Raw genomic sequence first — 25,648 nt, forward strand, 5'->3', positions numbered from 1 at the left:
TCATCTGCAGTAGCGCACGTTATCGACAGGATCGGTTCGAGCCGCGAAGGGGCCGCGAAGCGGCCCCCCATCGCGCTGCCGACGGCTTACAGCAAGCCCAAACCCCGCGCCGTGCGGTCCACGGCACTCTTGGTCTTGGCCACCAGCTCATCGATATCGCCACGGCTGGCGACCAAGGCCGGGGCCATGATCATCCGGCCCAGGGTCGACCGGATGATGACGCCTTCCTCGAAACCATAGGTCCGGCACTGCCAGGCCAGGTCGTTCTCGTTGGCGTAGCGCTTGCGGGTGGCCTTGTCCTCGGCGAACTGCAACGCCGCGACCAGGCCGGCGCCCTGGATCTCGCCAATCAGCGGGTGATCACCGAACACCTCGCGCAAGCAACGCTGCAGGTACGGGCCGGTGTCGTCCTTGACCTGACGCACGATGCCTTCATCGCGCAGGGCCTTGAGGTTGGCGATGGCCACGGCCGCCGCCACCGGGTGACCGGAGTAGGTCAGGCCGTGGGCGAACACCCCGCCGCGCTCCACCAGCGCCTCGGCGATGCGCTTGCTCAGCACCAGGCCGCCCATGGGCACGTAGCCAGAGGTCAGGCCCTTGGCGATGGACAGGGTGTCCGGCTGGAAGCCGAAGTGCTGATGGGCGAACCACTCGCCGGTACGACCAAAGCCACCGATCACTTCGTCGGCGCACAGCAGCACGTCGTACTGGCGGCAAATGCGCTGGATTTCCGGCCAGTAGCTCTCTGGCGGGAAGATCATGCCGCCGGCGCCCTGGAACGGTTCGGCGATAAAACCTGCAACGTTCTCGGCGCCCAGTTCGAGGATCTTTTCCTCCAGTTGCAGGGCGCAGCGACGACCGAACTCGGCAGGGGTCAGATCGCCGCCTTCGGCGTACCAGTACGGCTCGTCGATGTGCGCGACATCCGGGATCAGCCCGCCCATCTCGTGCATGAACTTCATGCCGCCCAGGGCCGTGGCGCCCAGGGTCGAGCCGTGATAGCCGTTCCAGCGGCCGATCATGATCTTCTTCTCAGGCTTGCCCATCACCTGCCAGTAGCGGCGCACGGTGCGGATCAGCACTTCGTTGGATTCGGAGCCGGAGTTGGTGTAGATGGCATGGCTGTAGTGCCCCGGCAGCAGGCTGAACAGCAGTTCGGACAACTCGATCACCGCCGGATGGGTGGTGTGGAAGAACATGTTGTAGTACGGCAACTGGTCCATCTGTGCGGCGGCGGCAGCGGTCAGGTCCTTGCGGCCATAGCCCAGCTGGGTGCACCACAGGCCGGACATGCCGTCCAGGTAGCGCTTGCCGTCGTTGTCCCACAGGTGCAGACCTTCACCCCGCACGATGACCCGCGGGCCTTCGGCGTTCAGCGCCTTCTGGTCGAGGAAGGCATGGATGTGGTGGGCGGCATCGGCGTTCTGGTAGTCGCGGGTTTCGCGTTGTGGCTGGAAAGGTGCGTTCATTGTTGTTCTCCGTAGAAATATCAGCGCAGCTGGAACCAGGTGGTTTTCAGTTGGGTGTACTTGTCGAACGAATGCAGCGAGAGGTCGCGGCCGAAGCCGGACTGGCGGCCGCCACCGAACGGCACCACCACATCCAAGGCGTCGACGGTGTTGACCGACACGGTGCCTGCCTTCAGACGCCGGGCCACACGGTGGGCGCGGTTGAGGTCATCGCTCCATACCGAGGCGGCCAGGCCATAGATGCTGTCATTGGCCAGGCGCAGGGCCTGCTCTTCGTCCTCGAAGGTGCTGACCGCCAGCACCGGGCCGAAGACCTCCTCGCGGGCCAACGCCATGTCGGCGCTCACGCCGGTGAATATCGTCGGTGCGATGAAGTTGTCCGAGCCGTTGATGCTCAGGCGCTGGCCACCGCACAGTAGACGTGCGCCGTTGGCCTTGGCTTGGTCGATGGCTGCACTGATGCGTGCGCTTTGCCCGGCATCGACGATGGCCCCGGCGCGGCTGGCCGGATCCAAGGGGTCGCCCGGCATCCAGTCGCGGGCTTTGACCAGCAAGCGTTCGACGAACTCGTCGTGGATCGAGCGCTGCACGTAGAGGCGCGAGTTGGCCGAACAGACTTCGCCTTGGTTGAAGAAGATGCCGAAGGCTGCCTTGTCCGCCGCCAGGTCCAGGTCGCGGCAGTCCTCGAACACCAGGTTCGGGCTCTTGCCGCCACATTCGAGCCAGACCTGCTTGAGGTTCGATTGCGCCGAGTACTGCATGAAGTACTTGCCCACCTGCGTGGAGCCTGTGAACACCAGGCAGTCCACATCCGGGTGCAGGCCCAGGGCTTTACCGGCCTGCTCGCCAAGGCCTGTCACCACGTTGAGCACCCCTTCCGGCAGGCCGGCCTCCAAGGCCAGTTCAGCCAGGCGCAGGGCAGAGAACGGCGACTGCTCGGCGGGCTTCAACACCACGCTGTTGCCGGCCGCCAAGGCCGGCGCGACTTTCCAGGCGGCCATATCCAAGGGGAAGTTCCAGGGCACCACCGCCCCCACCACCCCAAGGGCTTCGCGGGTGACGGTCGCCAGCGCGTTGCCTGCGGTCGGCGCCACCTGGTCGTAAAGCTTGTCCAGGGCCTCGCCATACCACGCAAAGACGTGCGCCGCACCCGGTACATCGATGGTGTAGGCGTCCATGACCGGTTTGCCCATGTTCAGCGAATCGAGCAGGGCCAGTTCCTCGCGGTGGGCCAGCATCAACTCGGCCAAGCGCAGCAGGACGCGTTTGCGGGCCGTGGGCGCCATGCGGGCCCAAGGGCCTTGCTCGAAGGCCCGACGGGCAGAGCGCACCGCCTGATCGACCTCTAGCTCGCCACAGGCGGCAACCTTGGCCAATAGCTGGTTAGTGGCCGGGTTGATGGCCTCGAAGGTCGCGCCCGAGCAGGCAGCCACGCGGCGGCCGTCGATCAACGCGGTGTCGATGAAGCTTTGTTGCGCAGCGCGCTGCTGCCAATCGCTCAATGTATGCACGCAGGACTCCCTTGCGACCGCCTGGGCGGCCGCTGGTTATGGTTGTAGGTGGGGTGATGCGGTAGGCCGGTCAGCGCCTTCGCAGGTAACTTTCCAGCGGATCCTTGCTCAAGCCTTCCTGGGCCTGGGCCAACGAATCGATGAACAACGAGAACAGCTCGGACTGTTTGGCGATGTCCAGCTTGGTGTAGAGGTTCTTGCGGTGGGTCTTGACCGTGTCTTCGCTGATACCCAACCGTTCCGACAGCGAGCGGGTCGAGTGGCCGCGCAGCAAGTATTGGGCGACCCGGCATTCGCGCTCGGTCAGCAGGGAGGAACCGAAATTGTTCAGGGCGGCGTTGATCTGCCGGCCCAGGGCGCTTTCGAAGCGTCCGCCCAGGCTGTCGGCATCCAGCTGGCCCCAGTGCCGGCGCACGACCGCCACCACCCACGGGGCGATGCGTTTGAGGTCGGTGACCTGCGCCGCGCTCAGGCGCCGGGTGCTGCCCAGGGCCACGGCGATGGTCAGTTGCGCATCGAGCGGGACGATGTAGTTGAGTTCGTCCTCAAGGTGCGCGTGCTGGTAGAACGACAGGTAGTACTCGCTGCGCTTGAAGTGGTCCGGTGCCACGTCGCTCAGGCGATAGCAGCCAGGGGCCAGCCCTTCCATGCAGGCGCGGTAGAACGGGCACAGCAGGTAATAACCTTCGAGGTACTTCTGCACGTTGCCTTCAGGCAACCAAGGGCCCTCTTCGTCTTTCTCGAACAAGGCCGAAGGCAGACCTTTGCGTGGGTAGAGGAACACTGTGATGGCCTGGCATTGGGCCAGGCAGTTGAGCGCGCCGAACAGCGCTTCGACGAAGCCTGGCGTGCCGATGGCCTCGATGACACGGGCCATCTGCTCGTACCAGTCGGGCGATTTCAGCTGGTCTTTGCTCATGTCTCAGGTCCCCGCCAGGGTTGTTGTACGTGTTCGTGGCTGGCTGGGATTGTTTCACGCGCTGACCAGGGCGACCATCACCCTTCGGGGTGAGCTGCCGTTCGTACCGCCGCAGTGAACGCATCCCTCGGCCCACGAACCTAATGCCAGGCAAGCCAACCCGTCTCGGAGGCCAGTCATGGCAGATCCCAAGCAGCCCAATGATCCCGATCCCTATGTGGACAACATCCCTCACAATCCCGGAGAACCGGTGCCACCACCGGAGAAGGAGGCCCCCGACTGGCCGGAAGGCCAGGTCCCCCCAGAAGAGCAGTCCGATGGCTGAGCGCCGTATCGGCCCATTCGCGGGTAAACGGCCAAGCCCCACAGGACCGTTGGTCGCAGGTCCTGCACGAAAAACCGATCGCACTCGTCCCATCAAGGCTCTCAATCCATGAGAGGTGCGGCAACGGCTTCGCCTCCACTCCTGTGTTCGGCCCGCGTTTCTGGCGGGCCCTTTTTTCGAACCCGAGGAGGTCACCATGCACACCACATTGCAGATGGGCGGCGGCAACGTCCAGGACGACTGGCCAGAACTTAACCCTGATCAGCGCAACGACCGCGCCGATGATCCCGATACCGACCCGGACCTGGAAGACGACGGCAACCGCCCCGGCGTTCCAGCCAGCGACCCTGAATCGGGAGCCTGAACGTACACGGGGCAAGCCTGTGTCCCTGCAGGTGCAGGAATGCAGACTTGCCCCGCATGGATCAGCCGCAGGTCAGGCGGTCGCCGCGTCTTCCTGGGTTGAACCAACCTCAGGTTGTCCCTGGCCATCGCCTGGGCCCGACCGCGGTACGAAGGCCGGTCCGCTGCCCGAAAGTCGCCAGCTCACGTCACTCAGGCCATAGCGCTCGGCCATGGGCCGGCTTACCTTGCGGATCTTCTCTCGGCCGAACTTCGGAATGATCCCCACCCCAGCATCGCAGCTTGCCCAATGCCAGGCCTCGGCATTGTCCATGCGCTCCAGACGGATGATGAAACTGCGCGGCTGGCCATGCAGCCGGTAGTCGATGATGTACAGCTGTGGGGTTGGCATCGTAGGGGCCCTCCTCTTCTCCATGGATGACATCCAGATGGATCAAGGTTTTGCGCGAAGATTCAAAAGATTGTCGAACAATTCGAATGAGTGGCCCGATACCTGAATCTTGCTAGGCGCTCGGTGCGGCGCCAGGCACCAGAATGACCTTTCGGCAACGCTCCTGCTGCTCATCGAACATTTCGTAGCCGCGCACCGCCTCTTCCAACGCCAGGCGATGGGTGACGATGGCTGAAGGGTCGAGCCGCCCCGCTTCGATGTGCTCGAGCAGCTCAGGCAGATAGCGCTGCACGTGGGTCTGCCCCATGCGGAAGGTCAACCCCTTGTCGAAGGCATCGCCGAACAGAAAACCGTGGATGAAGCCGGCATAGACACCCGGTACGCTCACTACGCCCCCTCGACGCACCGCCGCCATGCTCTGGCGCAGCGCCTTGCCACTGCTGCCTTCGAGTTTCAGCGCGGTGAGCACGGTCTCGGTGGTGCTGCCCTTGGCCTCGAAGCCCACCGCGTCGATGACCCCATCCACGCCACGCATGCCCGCGGTCTGGCGGATGATAGTGTCGGCTGGGTCGTCATCGTGGGTGTAGTCGATCGGAATCACGCCATAGGCCTGGCGTGCGTACTCCAGCCGATAACCGCAGCCATCGACCATGAAGATCTGCTCGACGCCCAGCAGACGTGCGCAAGCCGCCGACAGCAGGCCCACCGGCCCCGCCCCGTAGATGGCCAGGGACGCGCCCTGCCCGACCTCGGCGTTGAGAACCGCCTGCCAGGCCGTCGGCAGGATGTCCGAAAGAAACAGCACCTTATCGTCCGCCAACTGCCCCGGCACCTTGAACGGCCCGACATTGGCCTTGGGCACCCGTACGTAGTCGGCCTGGCCACCGGCCACACCGCCATAGAGGTGGCTGTAGCCGAACAAGGCCGCCCCCGGTGGAATGCTCTTTTTGTTGAGGATGGCGCCGCGTCCGGTATTGGTGGTCTCGCAGGCCGCGAACAAATCATGCTGGCAGAAGAAGCAGCTGCCGCAGGCGATCACGAAGGGAATCACCACCCGGTCGCCGGGACGCACAGCGGTCACCTCGCTGCCGACCTCCTCGACAATGCCCATGAATTCGTGGCCCAGAATGTCACCGGACTCCATCGCCGGGACTTTGCCATGATAAAGGTGCAGGTCTGAGCCACAGATTGCCGTGGCGGTCACCCGCAGCACGATGTCGTCGCTCTGCTCGATGACCGGGTCCGGTACGGTGTCGACCCGAACGTCTCCGGCGCCGTGGTAAGTGAGTGCGCGCATGCTTCAATCTCCCATCAGAACAGGAACGACCCTGGGCAAGCGGCACGTGGCTACTTGCCCAGGGTCGGTGCCCGGCAGGTACTACACCGGGCTGGAGCGGGCGTGCATCACTGATTGCGACCGCCGCCGTGGCTGTGCTGGCCACCTTTGCGGCCGGCCTCGGAAGCGCGCTCCCGGTCGTTGGCAAAGTTGCCCCCGGAGTTCTGCCCGCCTTTGTGGCCTGCGCGGGAGGCTTTTTCGCGGTCGTTGGCGAAGTTGCCCGGGTTGGTTTCCTTGGTGCCGCCACGTTGTCCGCTGTTTTCTTGATCACGAGCCATGTCGTTTCTCCTTACAAGTGGATTAGCTGGGCACGGAATCGCACCGTGCAGTAGTTCCGAACCGGTCAGGGCAGGCTCTGCTCAATCGGTCTGTCGAGGCTCGGACGAGTGGCGCCAAACAATGCTTGAGCCAAACATTTGTACGCGAGTCTCTGAGTGGAGGATTTTTTGGCACTTTGAAAGTGGCGGCGCGGTCATACAGGGACGCCCATTATTCCTCGACCAGGAACCGTGCCATGATCCATGCCCACCCCGCCCACGCCTGCCGACAACTCGCCCTGGAACAGAACCGCCGTCTGCTCCAGCAGGCCTACCAACTCGACCACACTGCCTTCGCCTTGCTTGACCGCCCCGGGCTCGATGCCGGCCGCTTCGACCGCTACCAAACGTTGCGGCGAAAGGCGGCCGAACGCTATCAGGAGGCACTGGAACACCTGGCGCTGATCGAGCGAACGTTCGACGCGGGCAACGAGGCCCAAGAGCACTCGCCGCGCCGTTGAGAGCGGGCCTATAATCGCGCATCAACCGCCCGGCGATGCTTCGATGGGCCGAATCGTTAGGTCTGCAGAAGGCTGCACCCATGAAGTCATCCTCCAAGCCCGCCGTCGCCTCGCCTCAGAATCCGACGTTGAGCCCGAGCCACCTGGACTTTCCGGTGGTCGGCATCGGCGCTTCGGCAGGTGGGCTGGAGGCGATCTGCACTTTCTTCAAGCAAATGCCCGCCGATTGCGACATGGCCTTCGTGGTGGTGCTGCACCTGTCGGCGGACCACCAGAGCGTCGCCGACCGCATCATCCAGGAAACCACCGCCATGCCGGTGCGGCAGGTCAGCGAACCGGTGCCGATCGAGCGCAATCATGTCTACGTGATTTCACCGGCCAACCGCCTGTCCACCAACGATGGCTACCTGCGGGTCAGCCCGGCCAACCGTCGCCGGGGCGATCATGTGGCGATCGACCTGTTCTTCCGCGACCTGGCCGATGTGCACAAGGACCATGCGTTTTGCGTGGTCCTCTCCGGCACCGGCGCCGACGGAGCGGTAGGTTTGTCGCGGATCAAAGAACAGGGCGGCGTGACTCTGGTGCAGTCCCCCGATGATGCCCTCTACGACAGCATGCCGCGGGCGGCACTGGAGACGGGCATGGTCGATGCCGTGCTGCCGGTGGCCGAGATGCCGCAAAAGCTCATGGAGCTATGGCGCAACGCTCGCCAGGTGAGGCTGCCGACCATCGAGGACGACACCCTGCCCCCTGCCCTGGGCACCCGTAGCGGCGACCCCGCCCAGGCCGAGCCGCTGCTCGATGAAATCCTCCTGCTGCTGCGCACCAATACCGGCCATGACTTCCAGCACTACAAGCGTGCCACCGTACTGCGGCGCATCGAGCGGCGCCTGCACGTCACCGGGCAGCCGAACCTGGCTGCCTACCAGCGCTACCTCGAGCAGCACCCGGCCGAATCTGCCGAGCTACTGGCAGACATGCTGATCGGCGTGACCAACTTTTTCCGCGACCGCGAAGCGTTTGAATCCCTGGAGCGCCATGTCCTGCCGGAGCTGGTCAGCGATGGCGAAAGCGGTGAGGGACCAAGCGAGGTGCGTGTCTGGTCGGCCGGCTGCTCCACCGGTGAGGAGGCGTACAGCCTGGCCATGCTCGTATGCGAGCAACTGGCGCTGGAGCGGCGCGCAGCGAAGGTCCAGGTGTTCGCCACCGACCTGGATGAGCGTGCCATCGGCACCGCCCGTACCGGCCTCTATCCAGAGTCGATCGTCACCGATGTGCCGCCGGCCCGGCTGCGCCAGTTCTTCGTCAAGGAAGACCAGCATTACCGGGTGCGCAAGGAAATCCGCGAAAAAGTGCTGTTCGCCCGGCACAACCTGCTGTCCGATCCGCCGTTCTCGCAAATCGACCTGATCGTCTGCCGCAATTTACTGATCTACCTGGATCGCGAGGTGCAGCGCGACATTCTGCAGATGTTCCACTTCGCCCTGCGCCCGGGTGGGCACTTGTTCCTGGGCACGTCCGAATCGGTGGATGTGGCCAGCGAGCTGTTCATCCCGGTGGACAAGCGCAACCGTATCTTCCGCGCAAGCCCGGCCAGACCGGTCATTCGCTCTTCCGGCCGGCAGCTGCCGGGCGCCGAAGTATCCGTCGCCTTGCAGGACAGCCAGGCCAAGCTACGTCCCGGCCGGAAGATCTCCTATGCCGAGGTGCATCACCGCGCCCTGGCCAAGCGAACCCCGCCCAGCCTCATTCTCGATGGCGACGGCAATATCCTGCACATGAGCGATGGCGTCGGGCGCTTCCTGCACTTGGTCGGCGGCGAGCCCAGCCGCAACCTGATCAACCTGGTGCTGCCAGAACTGCGCCTGGCCCTGCGCAGCACTTTGTTCCAGGCTCGCCATGGCAACGAGGCGGTGACCTCGCGGCCGGTAGAACTGGGCCAGATGCAGGTGGAAATCGCCGTGCATCCGCACAAGGACGAACCCAGCGGCAGCGAATGCCTGCTGGTGGTGTTCGAGGAGCGCGTGCCCGACCCTTCCCTGCTGCCAACCAGCGCCATTCGCCAGACCGACAGCATGGTCCTGAACAACCTGGAGCGCGAGCTGCAACGCACCCGCCTTCAGTTGCAGGAAACCATCGAGCAATCGGAAATTTCCAGCGAAGAGCTGACCGCCTCCAATGAAGAAATGCAGGCGATCAACGAGGAGCTGCGTTCGGCCAGCGAGGAGCTGGAAACCAGCAAGGAAGAGCTGCAGTCGATCAACGAAGAACTGCTGACCGTCAACTATGAACTCAAGAACAAGGTCGAGGAGACCGACAAGGTCAACGACTACCTGAGCAACCTGATCGCCTCCACCGCCATCGCCACGGTGTTCGTCGACCGTAACCTGTGCATTCGCTGGTTCACCCCCCGCGCCGCCGACATCTTCAACATCCTGCCCGTGGATACCGGGCGCTCGTTGCTCGACATCACCCACCGGCTGGATTACCCCGAGTTGGCCGACGATGCCCGCGCCGTGGCCCAGGGCACCACGTCCATCGAGCGCGAAGTGTGCGGTGAAAACCAGCACTGGTACCTGGCCCGCCTGCTGCCTTATCGGGCCAACGAGCAGAAGATCGACGGTACGGTGCTCACGTTCATCGATATCAGCAAAGGCCGTGCCGCCGAGGAGCGCCTGCGCCTGGGTGAAGAACGCATGCGCCTGGTGGCTGAAAGCACCCATGACTTCGCCATCATCCTGCTCGATGAACACGGGGTGATCACCGACTGGAACACCGGCGCCACGCTGATCTTCGGCCACGCAAAAGACGAGGTGGTCGGCCGCCATTACGAGCTGATCTTCACCGAGGAGGACCGCGCCAACGGCGTGCCCAGCCGAGAGCTGCGCGGTGCCCGCCTCAACGGTCGTGGCCAGGACGAGCGCTGGCACGTGCGCAAGGACGGCAGCCGCTTCTTCTGCAGCGGCGAAGTTTCCCTGCTCAAAGGCACTAGCCTGCTTGGCTACGTCAAGATCGCCCGTGACCTGACCGGCCACAAGCGCCTGCACGAGGAGCAGAGCAAGCAACTGGCCGAATCCCAGAGCAGCAGCCACATGAAGGACGAGTTCTTCGCCATCATGTCCCATGAGCTCAAGCACCCGCTCAACCTGATCCAGCTCAATGCCGAAATCTTGCGCCGCCTGCCTTCGGTGAAGAACACCAGCGCCGCCAGCAAGGCCGTCGGCACCATCTGCGAAGCCGTCGCCAGCCAGGCGCGGATCATCGACGACCTGCTCGATGTGGCACGCATCCGCACCGGCAAGCTCAAGCTCAAGACCGAACCTGTGAACCTGTGCACCATCCTGCGTGACATCCATGCCGTGGTGCGTAGCGAGCAACACCCGTGCGACGTGGTGCTGGAGTTGCCGGCAGACGACAACGCCCTGTTCATAGAGGGGGACATCACCCGCCTGGAGCAGATCATCTGGAACCTGCTCAACAACGCGCTGAAGTTCAGCCCCGCCGGTAGCGAGATCCGCCTGGTGCTGTCCAACCACGGCGAACAGGCGCTGCTGCAGGTGATCGACCAGGGGCTGGGGCTGAGCGAGGAAAGCCTGGAGAACATCTTCGACCTGTTCACCCAGGCCACCCCGCAAGTCACCAGCCACAGCCGCGAAGGCCTGGGCATCGGCCTGTCGCTGGTACGCCAGCTGGCCCAAGCCCATGGCGGCAGCGTTCAGGCCAGCTCGCCGGGGCTGGGCAAAGGCTGCACCTTCACCGTCCGCCTGCCGCTGTGCCACTTCAGTCCGCAACCGCAGCACAACCCAGGCGAGCAGCAGATGGCCCCACGGCTGGACAATACCCGGGTGCTGTTGGTGGACGACTCACCGGATGTACTGGAAATCATGCAACAGCTGCTGGAGATGGAAGGGGCGCAGGTCCATGCCTTCACTGACCCGCGCGCGGCGCTGAAGGCCGCGGCCAACGGGCAGTACGACATCATTCTTTCGGACATCGGCATGCCAGTCATGGATGGCCATGCGCTGATCAAGGCATTGCGCGAGCACCCGCACCTGCATGACATACCCGCCATCGCCCTGACCGGCTATGGCGCCAGCGCTGACCAGTACAAATCACGCCAGTCAGGCTTCGACCGCCATTTGAACAAGCCGGTGGCCTACGACGAGCTCGTGGAAGCGATCGAGGCATTGAGCGGTTCGCAGCCTTACTGACCGCTCATCCTGGCGGGTACAACTTCCAGCTGGCACCCAAGGCCCAATTCAGTAGGAATACTGGATTTTGCCTGGAGTCTGCATGAAGCCCCTCAAGCATCGCGCTACCGTGATCTGCCGCCATGGCAGGAAAACCCGCAAGTGGTTATGGGTCAGAAAGCCCAAAGCCGCCTGGACATTGCCAGGCGGCAAGATCGAGCCAGGCGAGACCCCGGTGGAGGCGGCCGAACGCGAGCTGTTGGAGGAAACCGGGCTCAGGGCCCGGGAGCTGACCTTCCTGATGCGCTATGAGTCGCCCGCCCGGGTGCATTACGTCTTCGAAGCCGAATTCGCCGACGCCCCGCGGCCCACGGCCAGCCACGAGATCGCCGATTGCTGCTTCGCGCATCTGGATCAGGTGCCCGAACTCAAAGATGACATCAGGCTGCTGATCCAGTCGCTACTCGCCTGTGATCGTGGCCTGGCTGAATCCGTGCGTTGATACTTGACCGGTTTTCGGCGGTGCCCCTTCGCGGGTTTACCGCGAAAAGGGCACATCAGCCCGAATCACGCATGGACACTGTGCTGGCAGGCATCGGCCTCGATCGGCATTTCGTCGATGGCGTCGATCATGCCGCTGGCCAGAGCTTCCTTGGCGCCCAGGATGCGCGGATAAGCCATCAGGTAACGCGGCACATCGAGCACTTCGCTAGCCCCCTCGGTCCGTTCGGCCACGATCTGGGCATACAGGCGCAGGTCGTAGTCCAGGCTCATGGCGTATTCGGCCATCCGCGAGTGGTCCACCGAGCCGTGCAAGGTCCAGTGGAACGGATGGAACAGAAACTTGCTCAGCACGCATGCGGTGCGCCGCTCGCCCGCCAGGAACAGAATATTGCCCATGGATTCGACCGTACCCAGGTTGTGGGTATGCACCGGCACCGGCAACGAGCGCAGGAAGTTGTAGAGCGTGAAGCCGTAGCTGCACTCCCCGCCCATGGTCGCGATGTTGATTTGCAGAATATCCGCGCCCTGTTGCAGGGCGCGGGTGCAGGTGGTGATCAGGTTGCCGCAGGTGGATGAATTGATGGGGCCGGTGAAGTGAATGATGTGTCTGGCCATGCTTGCCTCCAAAGTTGGCGAAATCAGTCCAGTGAAGCGGGCAGACGGTCAGTCGGACTCGTCGGTGGCGGCCGGTGGCAAGTCGTCGCAGCCCTCGCCCATCTGCTGGTACTGCTTGCGCAGGGCGTGCAACTTGGCCGGATCCATGTGCTCCAGGTCCAGCAGCGCCTTGTGTGCCTTGTGCGTAGTACGCAGCAGTTCGTCGATCTTGATGTGCAAGACGTCGTTATCGCGGTTCTGGGTGTTCTGGATCAGGAACACCATCAGGAAGGTGATGATGGTGGTCGAGGTATTGATCACCAGTTGCCAGGTGTCGTTGAAGTCGAACAACGGCCCGCTCACGGCCCAGGCCAGGATCAACAGCAAGGCGATGGCGAAGGTCAGCGGTCGGCCGGCCCATTTGGCCAGCCATTGGGCGAAACGGTCGAATTTCATGCCGGCGGTCCTCCCTTGCTACCGGCATCAGCCCGGCAGCTTGTCCTCGCCTGGCAGGCCCTGCAAGTCAGGGTCGTCGGGCATGACCTCTGGATCGTCCTCGGGTCGCTCGCTGGCCTGAGGAAGCTGATTGAGTTCGTCGAATTCGGTATCGGTATTCATAGCGCCGCTCCTCTGACAATGCCGGGCGGACGAAATCGCCCCCGGCATCCGGTGGAATCGCCCAGCGCGGCAAAGTTCAAAAACGATGGCGCCAGAGCCGGTCAGAGGCCCAGCGAACGCCCCTTGGTTTGGTGGTCGGCCAGCCAACGCTCCAGCACTGACGCTGGCATCGGCCGCCCGAGCAAAAAGCCCTGGCCTTGGTCGCAGCCAACGTTGCGCAGGAATTCGTACTGCGCCTGGGTCTCGATCCCCTCGGCAGTGATCCGAAAGCCCAGGGCATGGCCCAGGTCGATGATGCCTCGGGCCACCGCTTCGGCGTCATCATCGCCTGGCAGGTCCTTGATGAACGCCCGATCGATCTTCAAGTGATCGATCGGCAGTGCCCGCAGATAGGCCAACGACGAATAGCCCGTGCCAAAGTCGTCCACCGCCGTGACCACGCCCATGGCCTGCAATTGCGCCAGCACCGCACAGGCCTGTTGCTGGCTTTCCATCAGCAGGCTTTCGGTGATCTCCACCTCCAGCAGGCTGGCCGGTAGTTCGTGGCGCGCCAGGGCCGTGGCCAAGCTGGCGACGTAGTCGCTGCGCTCGATCTGCAACGCCGCCACATTGATCGCCAGCGGCCCAGGCAGGCAGTCCGCCGCACGCCAGGCTGCCAGCTGGGCGCAGGCCAGTTCCAGCACCCGCTCACCGAGGGGGATGATGAGCCCGGTGCGCTCGGCCAAGGGGATGAACTCGCCCGGCGAGACCAGTCCATGGTCAGGATCGCGCCAGCGCAACAGGGCCTCGACCCCTTCAAGCCGACCGCTGAACAGGTCCACCTTGGGCTGGTACCACAGCTCGAACTCATCGCATTCCAATGCCCGGCGTAGGTTGCGCTCCAGTTCCAGGCGCTGTTGCAGGCGCTCGGTCATCTCCGCCTGGTAGGGGCGCCAGGCGTTACGCCCGCCCTCCTTGGCCGCGTACATCGCCGTGTCGGCGTGGCGCAGCAGGCTGTCGGCGTCCTCCCCATGCTGCGGGCACCGGGCCACGCCAATGCTGCCGGTGACCAACGCGGCATTGCCATTGAGGTCGAACGGCCGCTGCAGGCACCGCAACAAGGCTTGTATCTGGAGATTGACCTGGCCTTGGCTGCCCTGAAGCATGAACACAAACTCGTCACCGCCCAGACGGCAGAGCCGATCGGCGCTGTGCAGTTCCTGCAGAAAACGTGCAGTGGCTTGTTGCAACAGTAAATCGCCCATCGGATGACCGAGGCTGTCATTGACCTGCTTGAAGCCATCGATATCGAGCATCAGCACCGCCAGACCATGGCCTTGGGCAATCGCCTCGGCGAGTTGTCGTTGAAACAAGACACGGTTGGGCAAGCCAGTAATGGTGTCGTAATGGGCCAGGCGTTCGAGCTGAGCCTGGGACTGTCGCAGCTCGCGGTTACGCTGTTTCAGCAGGCGCTGGTTGCCGTTGAGCTGAGCGACGAACACGCTGAACAGCCCCGTGCAGGTCAAGGCAAACATGAACAGCGGCGACGTGAACAAGCCCAGCACTGGCCATCCGCCCTGTGGGGCGGCGACCATTTGCCAATGGCCGCCGGGCACCTCCACCACCTGGCTGAGCAGCGGCTCATCGAACAAATGCGGATCACCCCAGATCATCGCACCCTCGGCGCCTTTGCCGTCCGTACCGCGGACCGCCACCTGGAAGTCCATGTCCGGTCGCAGGCCCGCAGCCCACAGCAAGCGATCGATATCCGCGACGATCGATACATTGCCCCAGTAGAACCTCACCCCTCGCTTGCCCGTGACGAATACCGGCCGCCGATAGATCAGCGCCCGGCCGCCCTGGAACAGCTGGACCGGCCCGGCCAGCACCGCCTGGCGATGCTCACGGGCCGACTGCAGCATGGGGAACTGGTCGGGCAGGCGACGGTAATCCAACCCAATGATGGCGAGGTTACCTTCACGCGGGTAGACATCAGTGATCACATCATCCGGAGCCAGGGCGATGTGATGCATGTAGGGCACCGACTCGAGGGCATCGAAGGCCATGCCTTGAAAATGCGCCTCGCTGATGCGGCCATCGGTGGCGATCAGTTGCGCAATGCCCTCGGCCTCGCCGAAGGCTGCGCGCAACTGGGCCTCCAGGGCACCACGCACCCCAGACAAACGCGCCGAGATATTGGCGATCTGCTCGCTTTCCTCACGCTGATTGTCCAAGTGTCCAAGTACCACCGACAGGCCGATGCCGACCACGGCGAAACCGACCGGCAACAGGCGATGGAGCGTGCGCCGCAGCGCGCATTTTGCGGGCGGAGCCGGTTCATCGAGGGAGAGCTGAAGAGTGTTCATGGGCCACGGTCGAGTTCGATTGATCCTGTATCGGCGTGCGGGGAGCAAATTTGAGCCACACTGGTGTTTTTCTACGACAGGGTGCATGCTCACCAGCTGAAGCGTTTCACCAAGCCAAAAACAACGTGAGGTGCCGTACCCATGGATCCTTTGCTCGATTCGCTGTTTCCTGCTGCCGACGACATTCCCGAAGCCTGGCGCCTGGGCGCCCCGCTGGAGCAACGCGACTACCTGGTCGGCGGCCAACTGCGCCGCTGGGACGGCCCATTGGCCACGGTGCGCAGCCCGGTCTGGCTAAAGGAAGGCGACGAGGAACGCCAGGTGATCCTCGGCAGTGCGCCGCTGCTCGATGCCGACACCGCCCTCACCGCTCTGGACGCCGCCGTACAGGCCTACGATAAAGGGCGAGGCACCTGGCCGACCCTGCGCGTGGCCGAGCGTATCCAGCATGTCGAAGCCTTCCTGGCGCGCATGCGCGAGCAGCGCACGGCGGTGGTCAAGCTGCTGATGTGGGAGATCGGCAAGAACCTCAAGGATTCGGAAAAGGAATTCGACCGCACCTGTGACTACATCGTCGACACCATCAACGCCCTCAAAGACCTGGACCGGCGCTCCAGCCGCTTCGAGCTCGAGCAAGGCACCCTCGGCCAGATCCGCCGCGCACCGCTGGGCGTCGCGCTGTGCATGGGCCCCTACAACTACCCGCTCAACGAGACCTTCACCACGCTGATTCCGGCGTTGATCATGGGCAATACCGTCGTGTTCAAGCCGGCCAAGTTCGGCGTACTGCTGATCCGCCCACTGCTGGAGGCATTTCGCGACAGCTTCCCGCCGGGGGTGATCAACGTGATCTATGGCCGTGGCCGCGAGACGGTCAGCGCCCTGATGGCCAGCGGCAAGATCGACGTGTTCGCCTTCATCGGCACCCACAAAGCCGCCAGCGACCTCAAGAAGCTACACCCACGCCCGCATCGGCTGCGCGCAGCCCTGGGCCTTGACGCCAAGAACCCCGGCATCGTCCTGCCCCAGGTGGACTTGGACAACGCCGTCGAAGAGGCCGTGACCGGCGCCCTGTCGTTCAACGGCCAGCGCTGCACGGCCCTGAAGATCCTGTTCGTCCATGAAGACGTGGTCGAGCCGTTCCTGGACAAGTTCCAGCGCAAGCTCGCTGCGCTCAAGCCCGGCATGCCGTGGGAGCCAGGCGTGGCCCTCACGCCGCTGCCTGAGCCGGGCAAGATTGACTACCTGGACGGTCTAGTGGCCGATGCCACCGCCAAGGGTGCGCGGGTACTCAACGAAGGGGGTGGGCTCAGCCGCGGCTCGTTCTTCTACCCAGCCTTGCTCTACCCTGTCAGCGCCGACATGCGCGTCTACCATGAAGAACAGTTCGGCCCCCTGGTGCCCGTGGTGCCCTACCGCGACCTGCAAACGGTGATCGACTACGTGCTCGACTCCGACTACGGCCAGCAGCTGAGTCTGTTCGGCAACGACCCGCAGACCATCGGCATGCTGGTGGACACCTTCGCCAACCAGGTCGGGCGTATCAACCTCAACGCCCAATGCCAACGCGGGCCAGACACCTACCCGTTCAACGGCCGCAAGAACAGCGCCGAAGGCACCCTGTCGGTGCATGACGCACTGCGCGTGTTCTCGATCCGAACACTGGTGGCGACCAAGTTCCAGCAAGCCAACAAGGAGCTGATCAGCGAGATCATCCGCAACCGTCAGTCGAGTTTCCTGACCACCGATTACATCTTCTGACGCCGGCGCTTATAGAAAATCGATCTAACCGACCTGTCGATTTTCTCTGTGCGCAAACGACTCTAAGCAACAGGGCGCCAACCGGCGCCCTCACGCGAAGGAGAATCGAACATGGCAGTCAAACCCATTCCCGAAGGCCAGCACAGTATTACCCCATACCTGGCCATCAACGACGCCGCCAAGGCCATCGAGTTCTACAAAAAAGCCTTTGGCGCGGTCGAAATGTTCCGCCTGGACGCCCCCGGCGGACGCGTCGGCCATGCCGAGCTGAAGATCGGCGACTCCTCGCTGATGCTCGGCGATCCCTGCGATATGGAAGGCGGCCTGACCGCCAGCCAGAAGCTCGCCGGCGCCGGTGTCGGCCTGCATCTGTATGTGGAGGATTCGGACAAGGTCTTCGCCCAGGCCCTCGCTGCTGGCGCGACACAGCTGCACGCGGTGACGGACCAGTTCTACGGTGACCGCAGCGGCAGTCTGAAAGACCCGTTCGGCAACATCTGGTTCGTCTCCACCCACAAAGAAGACCTCACCCCCGACGAAATCCGCGCCCGCGCCGCGAAGATGTTCGGCGGCAACTGAGCACGGTTGAATGCGCGGCGCGTTTGCTTGAAGCTTGTCGCTCGTAGCTTGGAGCTGCTTCATGCGAATCATCGACAAAACCGCCGCGCAAGTGCGCAGCCTGACCCCGGCCGAAGAGGAACTGTTGGTCGGCTTTGCCACTGGCGCCCTCGCCGGCCCGCGCCTGCTGCAAGCCAACCAGTGGCTGATGAAAGTGCGCAGCGCCAACCAGTGGTTGGCCTGCGATTGCCGGCGCGATGCCCTGCCGGTGCTCAACATCACCCTCAACGGCAGTACCGGCACCTTGTTCCTGCGCAACAACCCTGACACCCCCGAGCACGCTCCGGGCTGCCCGTTCACGAAGGTCGAGCGCGAAGCCAGTGAGCGCACTGAGCAGGCCGCACAACCTGCCGCGTGGCTGGCGCCCGATACTCCACTGCGTCTGCTGGGCGACTTCCACGCTGCCAGCGAAGGTGGCCCAGCCAGCGCCGGAACCGCTACGGAACGTCGCGAACAGCAGCGTTTGCTCTCGGTGCTGCTGACCTGGATGGAAGCCAGCGGGCTCAACGTCTATGCCACGCATGTGAAGAAAGACCTCACCGCTCAGTTCGCCGACCTGCGCGGCGTGGCTGCCCGATACCCGCTGGTCGAGCGTGTACCGGCGAGCAACTACTTGGAAACCCGCCTGGACATGAAGCACATGATGATGCTCAAGTCCCGTCTGCGCGAAGCCAAGGCCTTCGGTAATCATCGCCGTCATGGGTTGTTGCTCGACTGTGTCGACCAGATCAAAGGACGCAAGGTCTTCAACGCCCGCACCGAGGACGGCTTCGACTTCCAGGGCCACCACCTGTATTGGGACGGCGGCAAGACGCGCGGGCCGTTGCTGGCACTGATGCTCTATTCACCGACCACCGCCGGCAGCCATTTCTACGAGCTGATCCACGTGGCGAGCGTCCCGGTGCTGTCACGTGGGCACCTGTTCCCGGTGTACCGCGACGAAGAGCGCGAGCCGCTCAAAGCCTTGGTGTCGTTGATCGACTGGATGGCGAGCAAGGGGGTCAAGGTGTTGATGCGCAGGCCGGTGATCGGCGGCCAGGTGATGGATGAGCTGGTGCTGACCTCGGATCAGGACCGGGTGCTGTCGGTGTCACTGCTCGAACAACCGATCGGACCTGAGCCAGACACCGAGAACTTCAAGCGCTACGCCGACTTCAAGAGCCTTGAGACCTTCCGCAAGTTCGTCGCCGGCTTCTTCATGCGCGAGCGCTGAAGCCTGCGCTGCCCTCTTCGCGGGTAAACCCGCTCCCACAGGTTCGCTGTTGCCCTGAAGCACAGCGCGGTGCCAGTGGGGGCGGGTTTACCCGCCAAAGCGTCAGTACAGACGCCCCAAGACTTGGCCTAGAACGCCGCCTTGAAGATCGCCTCGATCTGCGCCTGGCTCGCAGGGCGTGGGTTGGTCAGCCCGCAGGCATCCTTCAGGGCATTGGCCGCCAGCAGCGGCACATCCTCGACCTTCGCCCCCAACTCCGCCAGCCCCGCCGGGATCCCGATCGCCGCCGCCAGATGCTCGATGGCCGAAATCGCCGCGCCAGCGCCCTGCTCGGCATCCAGCGCACAGACCTTCACGCCCATGGCCTTGGCCACGTCACGCAGCCGTGCGGCGCTGACCTGGGCGTTGAAGCGCTGCACATGGGGCAGCAACACCGCATTGCACACGCCGTGAGGGAGGTCATAGAAACCGCCCAACTGGTGCGCCATGGCATGCACATACCCAAGCGAAGCGTTGTTGAACGCCATGCCGGCGAGGAACTGGGCGTAGGCCATGTTCTCCCGCGCCTTCAGGTCGCCACCATCGGCCACGGCCTGACGCAGGTTGTCGCTGATGAGGGTAATGGCCTTGAGTGCACAGGCGTCGGTAATCGGCGTTGCCGCCGTGGACACATAGGCCTCGATGGCATGGGTCAGGGCATCCATGCCGGTCGCGGCGGTGAGGCTCTGCGGCATGCCGACCATCAACGCCGGGTCGTTGACCGACAGGATCGGCGTCACGTTGCGGTCGACGATGGCCATTTTCACCTGCCGCGCCTCGTCGGTGATGATGCAGAACCGCGTCATCTCGCTGGCGGTGCCGGCGGTGGTATTGATCGCGATCAGCGGCAACTGCGGCTTGCTGGAACGGTCGACGCCCTCGTAATCACTGATGTGACCGCCATTGGTGGCGCACAGGGCGATGCCCTTGGCGCAGTCGTGGGGCGAACCACCGCCCAGGGAAACCACACAGTCGCACCGCGCCTGACGCAGCAAGGCCAGCCCCGCCTCGACGTTGGCGATGCTCGGATTGGGCTTGGCGCCATCGAACACCACCGAATCGATGTCGCGCATGGCCAGCATGCCGGCGATACGCTCGGCGACCCCGGCCTTGACCAACCCAGGGTCTGTGACGATCAGTGCCTTGCGCAGGCCGAAACCTGCGATGGCGACCATCGCCTCCTCCAGGCAGTCGATACCCATGATGTTGACGGCGGGAATGAAGAACGTGCTGCTCATGGCCGAACCCTCGCGAAAAGTCTGTTTGTCTTCGAGGATCTGCCTGATTGCAGTGAGGGGTGTTGATCCAGCGCAAGGCCACGCCTACAAACGCAGCGTGGCTGACACGCTGAAGGGCCGCAAAGCGGTCCCTGCGCGCTAGGTTCTGCACGAAATGTATCCGCGCTCGAGCGCTGCCCTAGCCCAGGAACAACCGATACGCCGGGTTGTCGGTTTCATCCCAATAGCGATAGCCCATGTCATCCAGGGCCTGGGGCAGGCCTGGCAGCTCATCGCCCGGGACCTCCAGCGCAGCGAACACCCGCGCCTCAGCCGCACCGTGGTTGCGGTAGTGGAACAGGCTGATGTTCCAGCGCTTGCCCAAGCGCTCGAGAAAGCCCAGCAATGCCCCGGGGCGCTCGGGGAACTCAAAGCGCAGCACCCGCTCATCCGCCCCTGGCGCAGCATGGCCGCCCACCGTATGGCGCACGTGCAGCTTGGCCAGTTCGTTGTCGGTCAGGTCCAGCACGTTGTAGCCCTGTTCGCGCAGGCTGGCCAGCAGGTGCTCGCGCGGGTCGTGCTGGGGGTGGGTTTGCACGCCCACGAACAGCCGCGCCTCCTTCCCAGGAAAATAGCGGTAGTTGAATTCGGTGATCTGGCGCTTGCCCAGCGCCTGGCAGAACGCCCGGAAGCTGCCGGGGCGCTCGGGGATGGTAACGGCGATGATCGCCTCGCGCTGCTCACCCAGTTCGGCGCGCTCGGCCACGTGACGCAGGCGGTCGAAATTGACGTTGGCGCCGGAATCGATCGCCACCAGGGTCTGGCCTTGGACGCCTTCGCGGGCCACGTACTTCTTGATCCCGGCCACCGCCAGGGCACCGGAGGGCTCGGTGATCGAGCGGGTGTCGTCGTAGATGTCCTTGATGGCCGCGCACAACTCGTCGCTGCTGACCGTCACCACCTCATCGACAAAATGGCGGCACAACTCGAAGCAATGGGCACCGACCTGCGCCACTGCCACGCCGTCGGCGAACGTACCGACCTGGGGCAGGATCACCCGCTCGCCCGCCGCCAGGGCAGCCTGCAGGCAATTGGAATCCTCTGGCTCCACCCCGATCACCTTGACCTGCGGGCGCAGGTACTTGACGTACGCCGCGATGCCCGCCACCAGGCCACCGCCCCCCACCGGCACAAAGATCGCGTCCAGGGCGCCGGGTTGCTGACGCAGGATTTCCATCGCCACGGTGCCTTGGCCGGCGATCACGTCCGGGTCATCGAACGGCGGCACGAAGGTCGCGCCGTCGCTGTCGGCCAGTTGCAGGGCATGGGCCAGGGCATGGGGGAAGCTTTCGCCATGCAGTACCACGTGCCCCCCACGCGAGCGCACTCCTTGCACCTTGAGTTCCGGGGTGGTGGTCGGCATGACGATGGTCGCCCGCATGCCCAGCCGCGAGGCGGCCAGCGCCACGCCTTGGGCATGGTTGCCCGCCGAAGCCGTGATCACGCCGCGCTCGCGCTGGGCCGGGGTCAGGCGCGACAAACGGGTATAGGCGCCGCGAATCTTGAAAGAAAACGTCGGTTGCAGGTCTTCGCGTTTGAGCAGCACTTGGTTGCCCAAGGTGGCCGACAGCGCGGGTGCCAGTTGCAGGGGTGTCTCGATGGCCAGGTCGTACACCGGGGCGCTAAGAATGCGGCGCACCTGCTCTGAAAGCAGCTGCGCGGGCGAGGCGGTGTTACGAGGGCTGACGCTGAGGTTGGTCATCGATGACTCCTGGTGTTTTCGAGGGCCCAGGAGTCGGAAAGAAAAAACCCGCCTCCAGGGCGGGTTCGGTGCACGTACGCGCTAGCCCGCCAATCCGATAATGGCGGTAATAATAATGGCGCGACGCTGCAGGTATGGGTTCATGGGTTGGGAAATTAGCTCGCCACCCCGTAGGAAGTCAACACCTCCTCTTTCAGGTAAATTCCCCGCCAGGCCTTTATGCGCGTCAATCTAGCGCTTGGCGAGCGGCAGTCGACGCCGCGGTAGCAGTAGCAGACGTTCGCCCGACGGGACGCCAGCACTTGGCTGGACCAGTTGAGCAGTCTGGGCTTGACTCTCTGAGGGCGGAGACATCCGCTGCAGCACAGCGCCAATCAAACACCAGAGAACTTCAAGGAGTTCCCGTCCAGCTTGTTCAAGACCATCGAAGACCAGTTGCGCAAGCAGGTGGCCCCCGCTGCGCTGCGCGCCGAATTCCGCCAGCACGAATTCGAGGCCATGCGCCGGTTCTGCCTGCTGATATTCAGCGTCAGCATCGTCATTTGGCTGATCTTCGACCTGATCGTCAGCTACCTGGGCGATCAGGAATTCACCTGGCGATCGATGGTGTTTCTCGCTGCACTGTGCGCCATCACGGTCGTGCTTGGGTTTATCCGCAAAAGCCAGCATTTCGACGTACTCAACCTGATGTTCATCGCGACCATCACCCTGGGCATGCGCCTGGTGATAGACGGCATTCCCATTGCCCTGCGCCCCGTGTGGCTGGTGTTGGGGGTGTCGACGGTGCTCTACAGCGTTTCGGTGCTGCCGGTACAGCGTTGGTCGTTCTTCTGTGCCATGGCCATCACTTGGCTGGTGCTCAATCCTTTCCAGCACACGCGTATCGAGTTTCTCGAACTCGAAGGTGCGATGTTGACGAGCTATGCGGTATTTCTTTGCGGGCTGGTGATCTACGCCTATTTGCGGATGCGCCAAGCCAAGCTGCACAACTTCTACCTATCCAAGGTCCTGATGGAGCAGGCCTACATCGATGCCCTGACTGAAATCCCAAACCGCCGGTCGTTCATGCTCAAGGCCGAACAGCAGTTGCAACAGGCCCCATCCGGGCAGTACCTGGCGATGATCGACATCGATAATTTCAAGCGGGTCAACGACCGCTTCGGCCATGACATCGGTGATGAGGTGCTCAAGCGTGTGGCCGCGCACATCAAGGCGAGCATGGCCAGCTATGCCTATGCACGCCTGGGCGGCGAAGAGTTCGCCATCTATTTCCAAGGGCTGGATCAGCAAGGTGCCGAGCGGCAAGTGGGAGCGCTGTGTCAGCGGGTGCGCGAAGACCTGAACGCGCACCCGGTGACCATCAGCATCGGCCTGACCCGCGTCGAGCAGGGTGACACCCTGAGCATGGCGCTGGTGCGGGCCGACCAGGCGCTGTACGAAGCCAAGCACAGTGGCAAGGACCGGTTCGTCTGCTGGTCGGCGCAACTGGCAAAAGGTGCCTAGTGGCTGGGTTGCGCACTCCGATTTACCCGCCAAGAACGCACCTTGGTGTCGGAACAACCTGGCCGTTCTCTAACCTGCCGGCAGACGAATCCTGAACTGCGCGCCACCAAGCGCCGACTGGGCCACGGTCAGTGTCCCGCCCTGCCCCTCGATGGCCCGCCGGCTGATGGCAAGCCCCAGCCCGAAACCACCGGTACTGCGGTCCCGGCTACGGTCCAGCCGGTAGAACGGCTGGAAGATCCGCTCGCGTTCCTCGGGAGGAATGCCGATGCCGTCGTCTTCCACGGTCACCAGGCACGCGCCGTCTTCTTCCGCGCGCAGGCGCAGCAGCAGGCTCTCGTCGCAATAGCGCATGGCATTGCGCACCAGGTTCTGCACGGCGCGCGCGGTCAGACGGGGGTCGAGCACGAAACGCGGCAACCGGGTCTCGGCCCGCACTTCCCACTGAATGCCCCGCCCGTCGAGCTCTTCGGCGAACCCGCCGAGCACGCTGTCGACCAGCTCCAGCAATGACACCTCGACCCGCTCGCGGGCCTGGTCGGCGTTCTGCAGGCGGCTGTAGGACAGCAGCTCCAGCACCAGCTCATCGAGTTCACGCACGTGCCCGACCAGTTCCAGCAGGCGCTTGCGGCATGGTGGTGGCACCTCATCGAACAACAGCACCAGGCCGAAATCCAGCCGAGTCAGCGGTGTGCGCAACTCGTGGGACACCGCATTGAGCAGCTCGCGCTGCTGATTGACATGCCGCTCCAGGTCGCTGGCCATGGTGTCGAACACCCCGGCCAGCTCGCCGATGTTCGAGCGTGGTGAAATATGTGTCCTTTCGGCCATCTGCCCCTGGCCCAGACGCCGGGCGGTTTCCTTCAGGCGTTCCAGGTCACGCCAGTGCGGCCACACCCACAGCAGCAGGCAACCGAGCATGGCGGCGCCGATCAGCACCGTGACTCCCCAGGACAACAGGTTGATGTCCAACGGGTCCGGTGGGGTGTACAGGCTCACCAGCCAGTCCTGGTCCAACGGCGCCAGGGCGGTGTCGTAGTAGCCCCAGTCGGCGATACGCACCACGTTCTGGCCTTGCGTCAGGCGCGCGCGCTCCGGCGCCGTCAGTTCGGCCTGGTCCATGCGCAGCAATTTGATTTCCAGTGGCGCGAAGCTCTGCGCCAATTGCCGCTCCACCTGCGGCCACTGCTCGCGCGGGGTTTGCTGGAACTGGCGCACCAGCAGCGATTGCACGCCCTTGGCCTGCTCCAGGTTGTAGGCCATGAAGCGGTCATGGAACAGGCCGACGATGGTGTCGGGGATGAACAGCAGGGCGCCGGCGTAGGCGGCGATGATCACCAGATACAGGCGCACCAGAATCTTCAGCATGGCGTGTCAGTACTCCCACTCGACCCGGCTGAACAGATAACCCTTGCCCCACACAGTCTTGATCTTGCGCGCCTCACCGGCGTGGTCATCGAACTTGCGCCGCAGCTTGGAGATGGCCACGTCCACCGAGCGGTCGGTGCCGTTGAACTCGATGCCGCGCAATTGCTGGAGAATGCGGTCGCGGCTGAGCACCTCGCCGGCATTGCGGGCCAGCACCACCAACAGGTTGTACTCGCTGCTGGACAGCTCCACCTCGTCGCCGCGCCAGGTGACGACACGCTCGGCCAGGTCGATGCGCAAGCCCCCGACCTGGATCAGGTCACTGTCCAGGCGAGGTTCGTTGACCGTGCTGCGACGCAGCAAAGTGCGTACCCGTGCCAGCAGCACGCGCGGCTCACACGGCTTGGTGACGTAATCGTCGGCGCCCATCTCCAGCCCCAACACCTGGTCGTGGCTGTCATCGCGGGCAGTGAGCATGAGGATCGGCAGGGATTGCGACTCCTGACGCAGCAAGCGGCATACCTGCAGGCCATCCAGACCCGGCAACATCAGGTCAAGCACCACCAGATCGGGCTTTTGCCGGCGGAACTCTTCCAGCACGTGGTCGCCTCGGGCAATCACCCGGACGTGAAAATCGTTTCGTTGCAAGTAGCTGGCGATCAGTTCGGACAAGGCACTGTCGTCTTCGACCAGGAGAATATTCGGCATAGGCGGTGAGAAGAACGGGTGAATGAAGAGGATTGACGCGCTGCAGGATATAGAATCCCATGGCCGTCAATGAGAATTCTTACACTTTTTCACATTCGCCCTACATAGCTTCACAG

At 63.7% G+C, this 25,648-nt stretch carries 22 protein-coding genes and 1 pseudogene; 9 read left to right on the plus strand and 14 right to left on the minus strand.

The annotated features are described in order from the left end of the window. Positions 1-86 precede the first annotated feature (86 nt). The 3 genes from R6G97_RS06870 to R6G97_RS06880 form a co-directional block, all read right to left on the minus strand. The gene (locus R6G97_RS06870; RefSeq protein WP_317847930.1) at positions 87-1,469 is read right to left on the minus strand and encodes an aspartate aminotransferase family protein; all 1,383 of its coding nucleotides are present in this window, start codon (positions 1,467-1,469) and stop codon (positions 87-89) included. Between the two features lie 20 nt (positions 1,470-1,489). Then, complete coding sequence (locus R6G97_RS06875) at positions 1,490-2,980, minus strand: aldehyde dehydrogenase (protein ID WP_317847931.1); 1,491 nt, start codon at positions 2,978-2,980, stop codon at positions 1,490-1,492. 70 nt (positions 2,981-3,050) lie between these two features. Beyond that, positions 3,051-3,899: a helix-turn-helix transcriptional regulator gene (locus R6G97_RS06880; RefSeq protein ID WP_043213333.1), complete on the minus strand. Its 849-nt coding sequence runs from the start codon at positions 3,897-3,899 to the stop codon at positions 3,051-3,053. A gap of 178 nt (positions 3,900-4,077) precedes the next feature. On the opposite strand from R6G97_RS06880, the gene R6G97_RS06885 reads away from it, so the two are divergent. Both R6G97_RS06885 and R6G97_RS06890 read left to right on the plus strand, forming a co-directional pair. After that, complete coding sequence (locus R6G97_RS06885) at positions 4,078-4,224, plus strand: hypothetical protein (RefSeq protein WP_167358054.1); 147 nt, start codon at positions 4,078-4,080, stop codon at positions 4,222-4,224. A gap of 196 nt (positions 4,225-4,420) precedes the next feature. Beyond that, entirely contained in the window at positions 4,421-4,588 is a 168-nt protein-coding gene (locus tag R6G97_RS06890) for a hypothetical protein (RefSeq protein WP_167358052.1), read from the plus strand. Between the two features lie 72 nt (positions 4,589-4,660). Here R6G97_RS06890 and R6G97_RS06895 read toward each other — a convergent pair whose 3' ends face one another. From R6G97_RS06895 to R6G97_RS06905, 3 genes and pseudogenes are all read right to left on the minus strand, one after another. Beyond that, positions 4,661-4,978, minus strand: a complete 318-nt coding sequence (locus tag R6G97_RS06895; protein WP_232092022.1) for a DUF6555 family protein — start codon at positions 4,976-4,978, stop codon at positions 4,661-4,663. A 112-nt stretch (positions 4,979-5,090) separates the two neighbouring features. Then, a complete protein-coding gene (locus R6G97_RS06900) occupies positions 5,091-6,275 on the minus strand; it encodes a zinc-dependent alcohol dehydrogenase (protein ID WP_182940848.1) in 1,185 nt (394 codons plus the stop codon). A gap of 107 nt (positions 6,276-6,382) precedes the next feature. Further along, a pseudogene (locus R6G97_RS06905) lies at positions 6,383-6,538 on the minus strand (general stress protein); the annotation flags it as partial. Positions 6,539-6,828: 290 nt separating this feature from the next. On the opposite strand from R6G97_RS06905, the gene R6G97_RS06910 reads away from it, so the two are divergent. From R6G97_RS06910 to R6G97_RS06920, 3 genes are all read left to right on the plus strand, one after another. After that, positions 6,829-7,092, plus strand: coding sequence for a hypothetical protein (locus R6G97_RS06910; RefSeq protein WP_090342670.1), 264 nt, complete (start codon positions 6,829-6,831; stop codon positions 7,090-7,092). Positions 7,093-7,172: 80 nt separating this feature from the next. Beyond that, positions 7,173-11,303, plus strand: coding sequence for a CheR family methyltransferase (locus R6G97_RS06915; RefSeq protein WP_197852839.1), 4,131 nt, complete (start codon positions 7,173-7,175; stop codon positions 11,301-11,303). An 82-nt stretch (positions 11,304-11,385) separates the two neighbouring features. Further along, entirely contained in the window at positions 11,386-11,784 is a 399-nt protein-coding gene (locus R6G97_RS06920; protein WP_043213342.1) for an NUDIX domain-containing protein, read from the plus strand. A 65-nt stretch (positions 11,785-11,849) separates the two neighbouring features. Here R6G97_RS06920 and R6G97_RS06925 read toward each other — a convergent pair whose 3' ends face one another. The 4 genes from R6G97_RS06925 to R6G97_RS06940 all read right to left on the minus strand — a co-directional run bounded on the left by R6G97_RS06925 (position 11,850) and on the right by R6G97_RS06940 (position 15,343). Next, positions 11,850-12,401 carry an ATP-dependent Clp protease proteolytic subunit gene (locus tag R6G97_RS06925; RefSeq protein WP_043213344.1) on the minus strand — a complete coding sequence of 184 codons (552 nt, stop codon included), beginning with the start codon at positions 12,399-12,401 and terminating at the stop codon, positions 11,850-11,852. A 48-nt stretch (positions 12,402-12,449) separates the two neighbouring features. Continuing rightward, positions 12,450-12,836: a low affinity iron permease family protein gene (locus R6G97_RS06930; protein ID WP_043213346.1), complete on the minus strand. Its 387-nt coding sequence runs from the start codon at positions 12,834-12,836 to the stop codon at positions 12,450-12,452. Between the two features lie 27 nt (positions 12,837-12,863). Beyond that, a complete protein-coding gene (locus R6G97_RS06935; RefSeq protein ID WP_256664376.1) occupies positions 12,864-12,998 on the minus strand; it encodes a hypothetical protein in 135 nt (44 codons plus the stop codon). Positions 12,999-13,099: 101 nt separating this feature from the next. Next, positions 13,100-15,343, minus strand: a complete 2,244-nt coding sequence (locus tag R6G97_RS06940) for a putative bifunctional diguanylate cyclase/phosphodiesterase (protein WP_043213347.1) — start codon at positions 15,341-15,343, stop codon at positions 13,100-13,102. Positions 15,344-15,484: 141 nt separating this feature from the next. On the opposite strand from R6G97_RS06940, the gene R6G97_RS06945 reads away from it, so the two are divergent. The 3 genes from R6G97_RS06945 to R6G97_RS06955 all read left to right on the plus strand — a co-directional run bounded on the left by R6G97_RS06945 (position 15,485) and on the right by R6G97_RS06955 (position 18,935). After that, the gene (locus R6G97_RS06945) at positions 15,485-17,104 is read left to right on the plus strand and encodes an NADP-dependent glyceraldehyde-3-phosphate dehydrogenase (protein WP_043213350.1); all 1,620 of its coding nucleotides are present in this window, start codon (positions 15,485-15,487) and stop codon (positions 17,102-17,104) included. Positions 17,105-17,215: 111 nt separating this feature from the next. Continuing rightward, a complete protein-coding gene (locus tag R6G97_RS06950; RefSeq protein ID WP_043213352.1) occupies positions 17,216-17,683 on the plus strand; it encodes a VOC family protein in 468 nt (155 codons plus the stop codon). A 61-nt stretch (positions 17,684-17,744) separates the two neighbouring features. Next, complete coding sequence (locus R6G97_RS06955; protein ID WP_090342661.1) at positions 17,745-18,935, plus strand: hypothetical protein; 1,191 nt, start codon at positions 17,745-17,747, stop codon at positions 18,933-18,935. A gap of 128 nt (positions 18,936-19,063) precedes the next feature. Here the strand turns inward: R6G97_RS06955 and yiaY are convergent, their stop codons facing one another. Further along, a complete protein-coding gene (gene yiaY / locus R6G97_RS06960) occupies positions 19,064-20,212 on the minus strand; it encodes an L-threonine dehydrogenase (RefSeq protein ID WP_317847932.1) in 1,149 nt (382 codons plus the stop codon). Between the two features lie 178 nt (positions 20,213-20,390). Next, positions 20,391-21,953, minus strand: coding sequence for a threonine ammonia-lyase, biosynthetic (gene ilvA / locus R6G97_RS06965; protein WP_102081704.1), 1,563 nt, complete (start codon positions 21,951-21,953; stop codon positions 20,391-20,393). Between the two features lie 411 nt (positions 21,954-22,364). Between ilvA and R6G97_RS06970 the strand changes: the two genes are divergently transcribed. Continuing rightward, positions 22,365-23,456, plus strand: coding sequence for a GGDEF domain-containing protein (locus R6G97_RS06970; RefSeq protein ID WP_043213361.1), 1,092 nt, complete (start codon positions 22,365-22,367; stop codon positions 23,454-23,456). Positions 23,457-23,525: 69 nt separating this feature from the next. On the opposite strand, the gene R6G97_RS06975 is transcribed toward R6G97_RS06970, so the two are convergent. Both R6G97_RS06975 and R6G97_RS06980 read right to left on the minus strand, forming a co-directional pair. Beyond that, a complete protein-coding gene (locus tag R6G97_RS06975) occupies positions 23,526-24,824 on the minus strand; it encodes an ATP-binding protein (protein ID WP_043213362.1) in 1,299 nt (432 codons plus the stop codon). Positions 24,825-24,830: 6 nt separating this feature from the next. After that, positions 24,831-25,532: a response regulator transcription factor gene (locus R6G97_RS06980; protein WP_043213365.1), complete on the minus strand. Its 702-nt coding sequence runs from the start codon at positions 25,530-25,532 to the stop codon at positions 24,831-24,833. Positions 25,533-25,648: the final 116 nt, after the last annotated feature.

Origin of the sequence: Pseudomonas sp. HTZ2 (genome assembly GCF_033173945.1) — a bacterium.
Taxonomy (GTDB): Bacteria; Pseudomonadota; Gammaproteobacteria; order Pseudomonadales; family Pseudomonadaceae; genus Aquipseudomonas; species Aquipseudomonas guariconensis.

Coding starts and splice junctions, on each gene's coding strand:
- R6G97_RS06920 (WP_043213342.1), top strand. CDS start 11,386: ATGAAGCCCCTCAAGCATCGCGCTACCGTGATCTGCCGCCATGGCAGG.
- R6G97_RS06925 (WP_043213344.1), bottom strand. CDS start 12,401: ATGGCCAGACACATCATTCACTTCACCGGCCCCATCAATTCATCCACC.
- R6G97_RS06880 (WP_043213333.1), bottom strand. CDS start 3,899: ATGAGCAAAGACCAGCTGAAATCGCCCGACTGGTACGAGCAGATGGCC.
- R6G97_RS06940 (WP_043213347.1), bottom strand. CDS start 15,343: ATGAACACTCTTCAGCTCTCCCTCGATGAACCGGCTCCGCCCGCAAAA.
- R6G97_RS06870 (WP_317847930.1), bottom strand. CDS start 1,469: ATGAACGCACCTTTCCAGCCACAACGCGAAACCCGCGACTACCAGAAC.
- R6G97_RS06975 (WP_043213362.1), bottom strand. CDS start 24,824: ATGCTGAAGATTCTGGTGCGCCTGTATCTGGTGATCATCGCCGCCTAC.
- ilvA (WP_102081704.1), bottom strand. CDS start 21,953: ATGACCAACCTCAGCGTCAGCCCTCGTAACACCGCCTCGCCCGCGCAG.
- R6G97_RS06950 (WP_043213352.1), top strand. CDS start 17,216: ATGGCAGTCAAACCCATTCCCGAAGGCCAGCACAGTATTACCCCATAC.
- R6G97_RS06945 (WP_043213350.1), top strand. CDS start 15,485: ATGGATCCTTTGCTCGATTCGCTGTTTCCTGCTGCCGACGACATTCCC.
- R6G97_RS06910 (WP_090342670.1), top strand. CDS start 6,829: ATGATCCATGCCCACCCCGCCCACGCCTGCCGACAACTCGCCCTGGAA.
- R6G97_RS06885 (WP_167358054.1), top strand. CDS start 4,078: ATGGCAGATCCCAAGCAGCCCAATGATCCCGATCCCTATGTGGACAAC.
- R6G97_RS06900 (WP_182940848.1), bottom strand. CDS start 6,275: ATGCGCGCACTCACTTACCACGGCGCCGGAGACGTTCGGGTCGACACC.
- R6G97_RS06930 (WP_043213346.1), bottom strand. CDS start 12,836: ATGAAATTCGACCGTTTCGCCCAATGGCTGGCCAAATGGGCCGGCCGA.
- yiaY (WP_317847932.1), bottom strand. CDS start 20,212: ATGAGCAGCACGTTCTTCATTCCCGCCGTCAACATCATGGGTATCGAC.
- R6G97_RS06915 (WP_197852839.1), top strand. CDS start 7,173: ATGAAGTCATCCTCCAAGCCCGCCGTCGCCTCGCCTCAGAATCCGACG.
- R6G97_RS06980 (WP_043213365.1), bottom strand. CDS start 25,532: ATGCCGAATATTCTCCTGGTCGAAGACGACAGTGCCTTGTCCGAACTG.
- R6G97_RS06955 (WP_090342661.1), top strand. CDS start 17,745: ATGCGAATCATCGACAAAACCGCCGCGCAAGTGCGCAGCCTGACCCCG.
- R6G97_RS06895 (WP_232092022.1), bottom strand. CDS start 4,978: ATGCCAACCCCACAGCTGTACATCATCGACTACCGGCTGCATGGCCAG.
- R6G97_RS06935 (WP_256664376.1), bottom strand. CDS start 12,998: ATGAATACCGATACCGAATTCGACGAACTCAATCAGCTTCCTCAGGCC.
- R6G97_RS06890 (WP_167358052.1), top strand. CDS start 4,421: ATGCACACCACATTGCAGATGGGCGGCGGCAACGTCCAGGACGACTGG.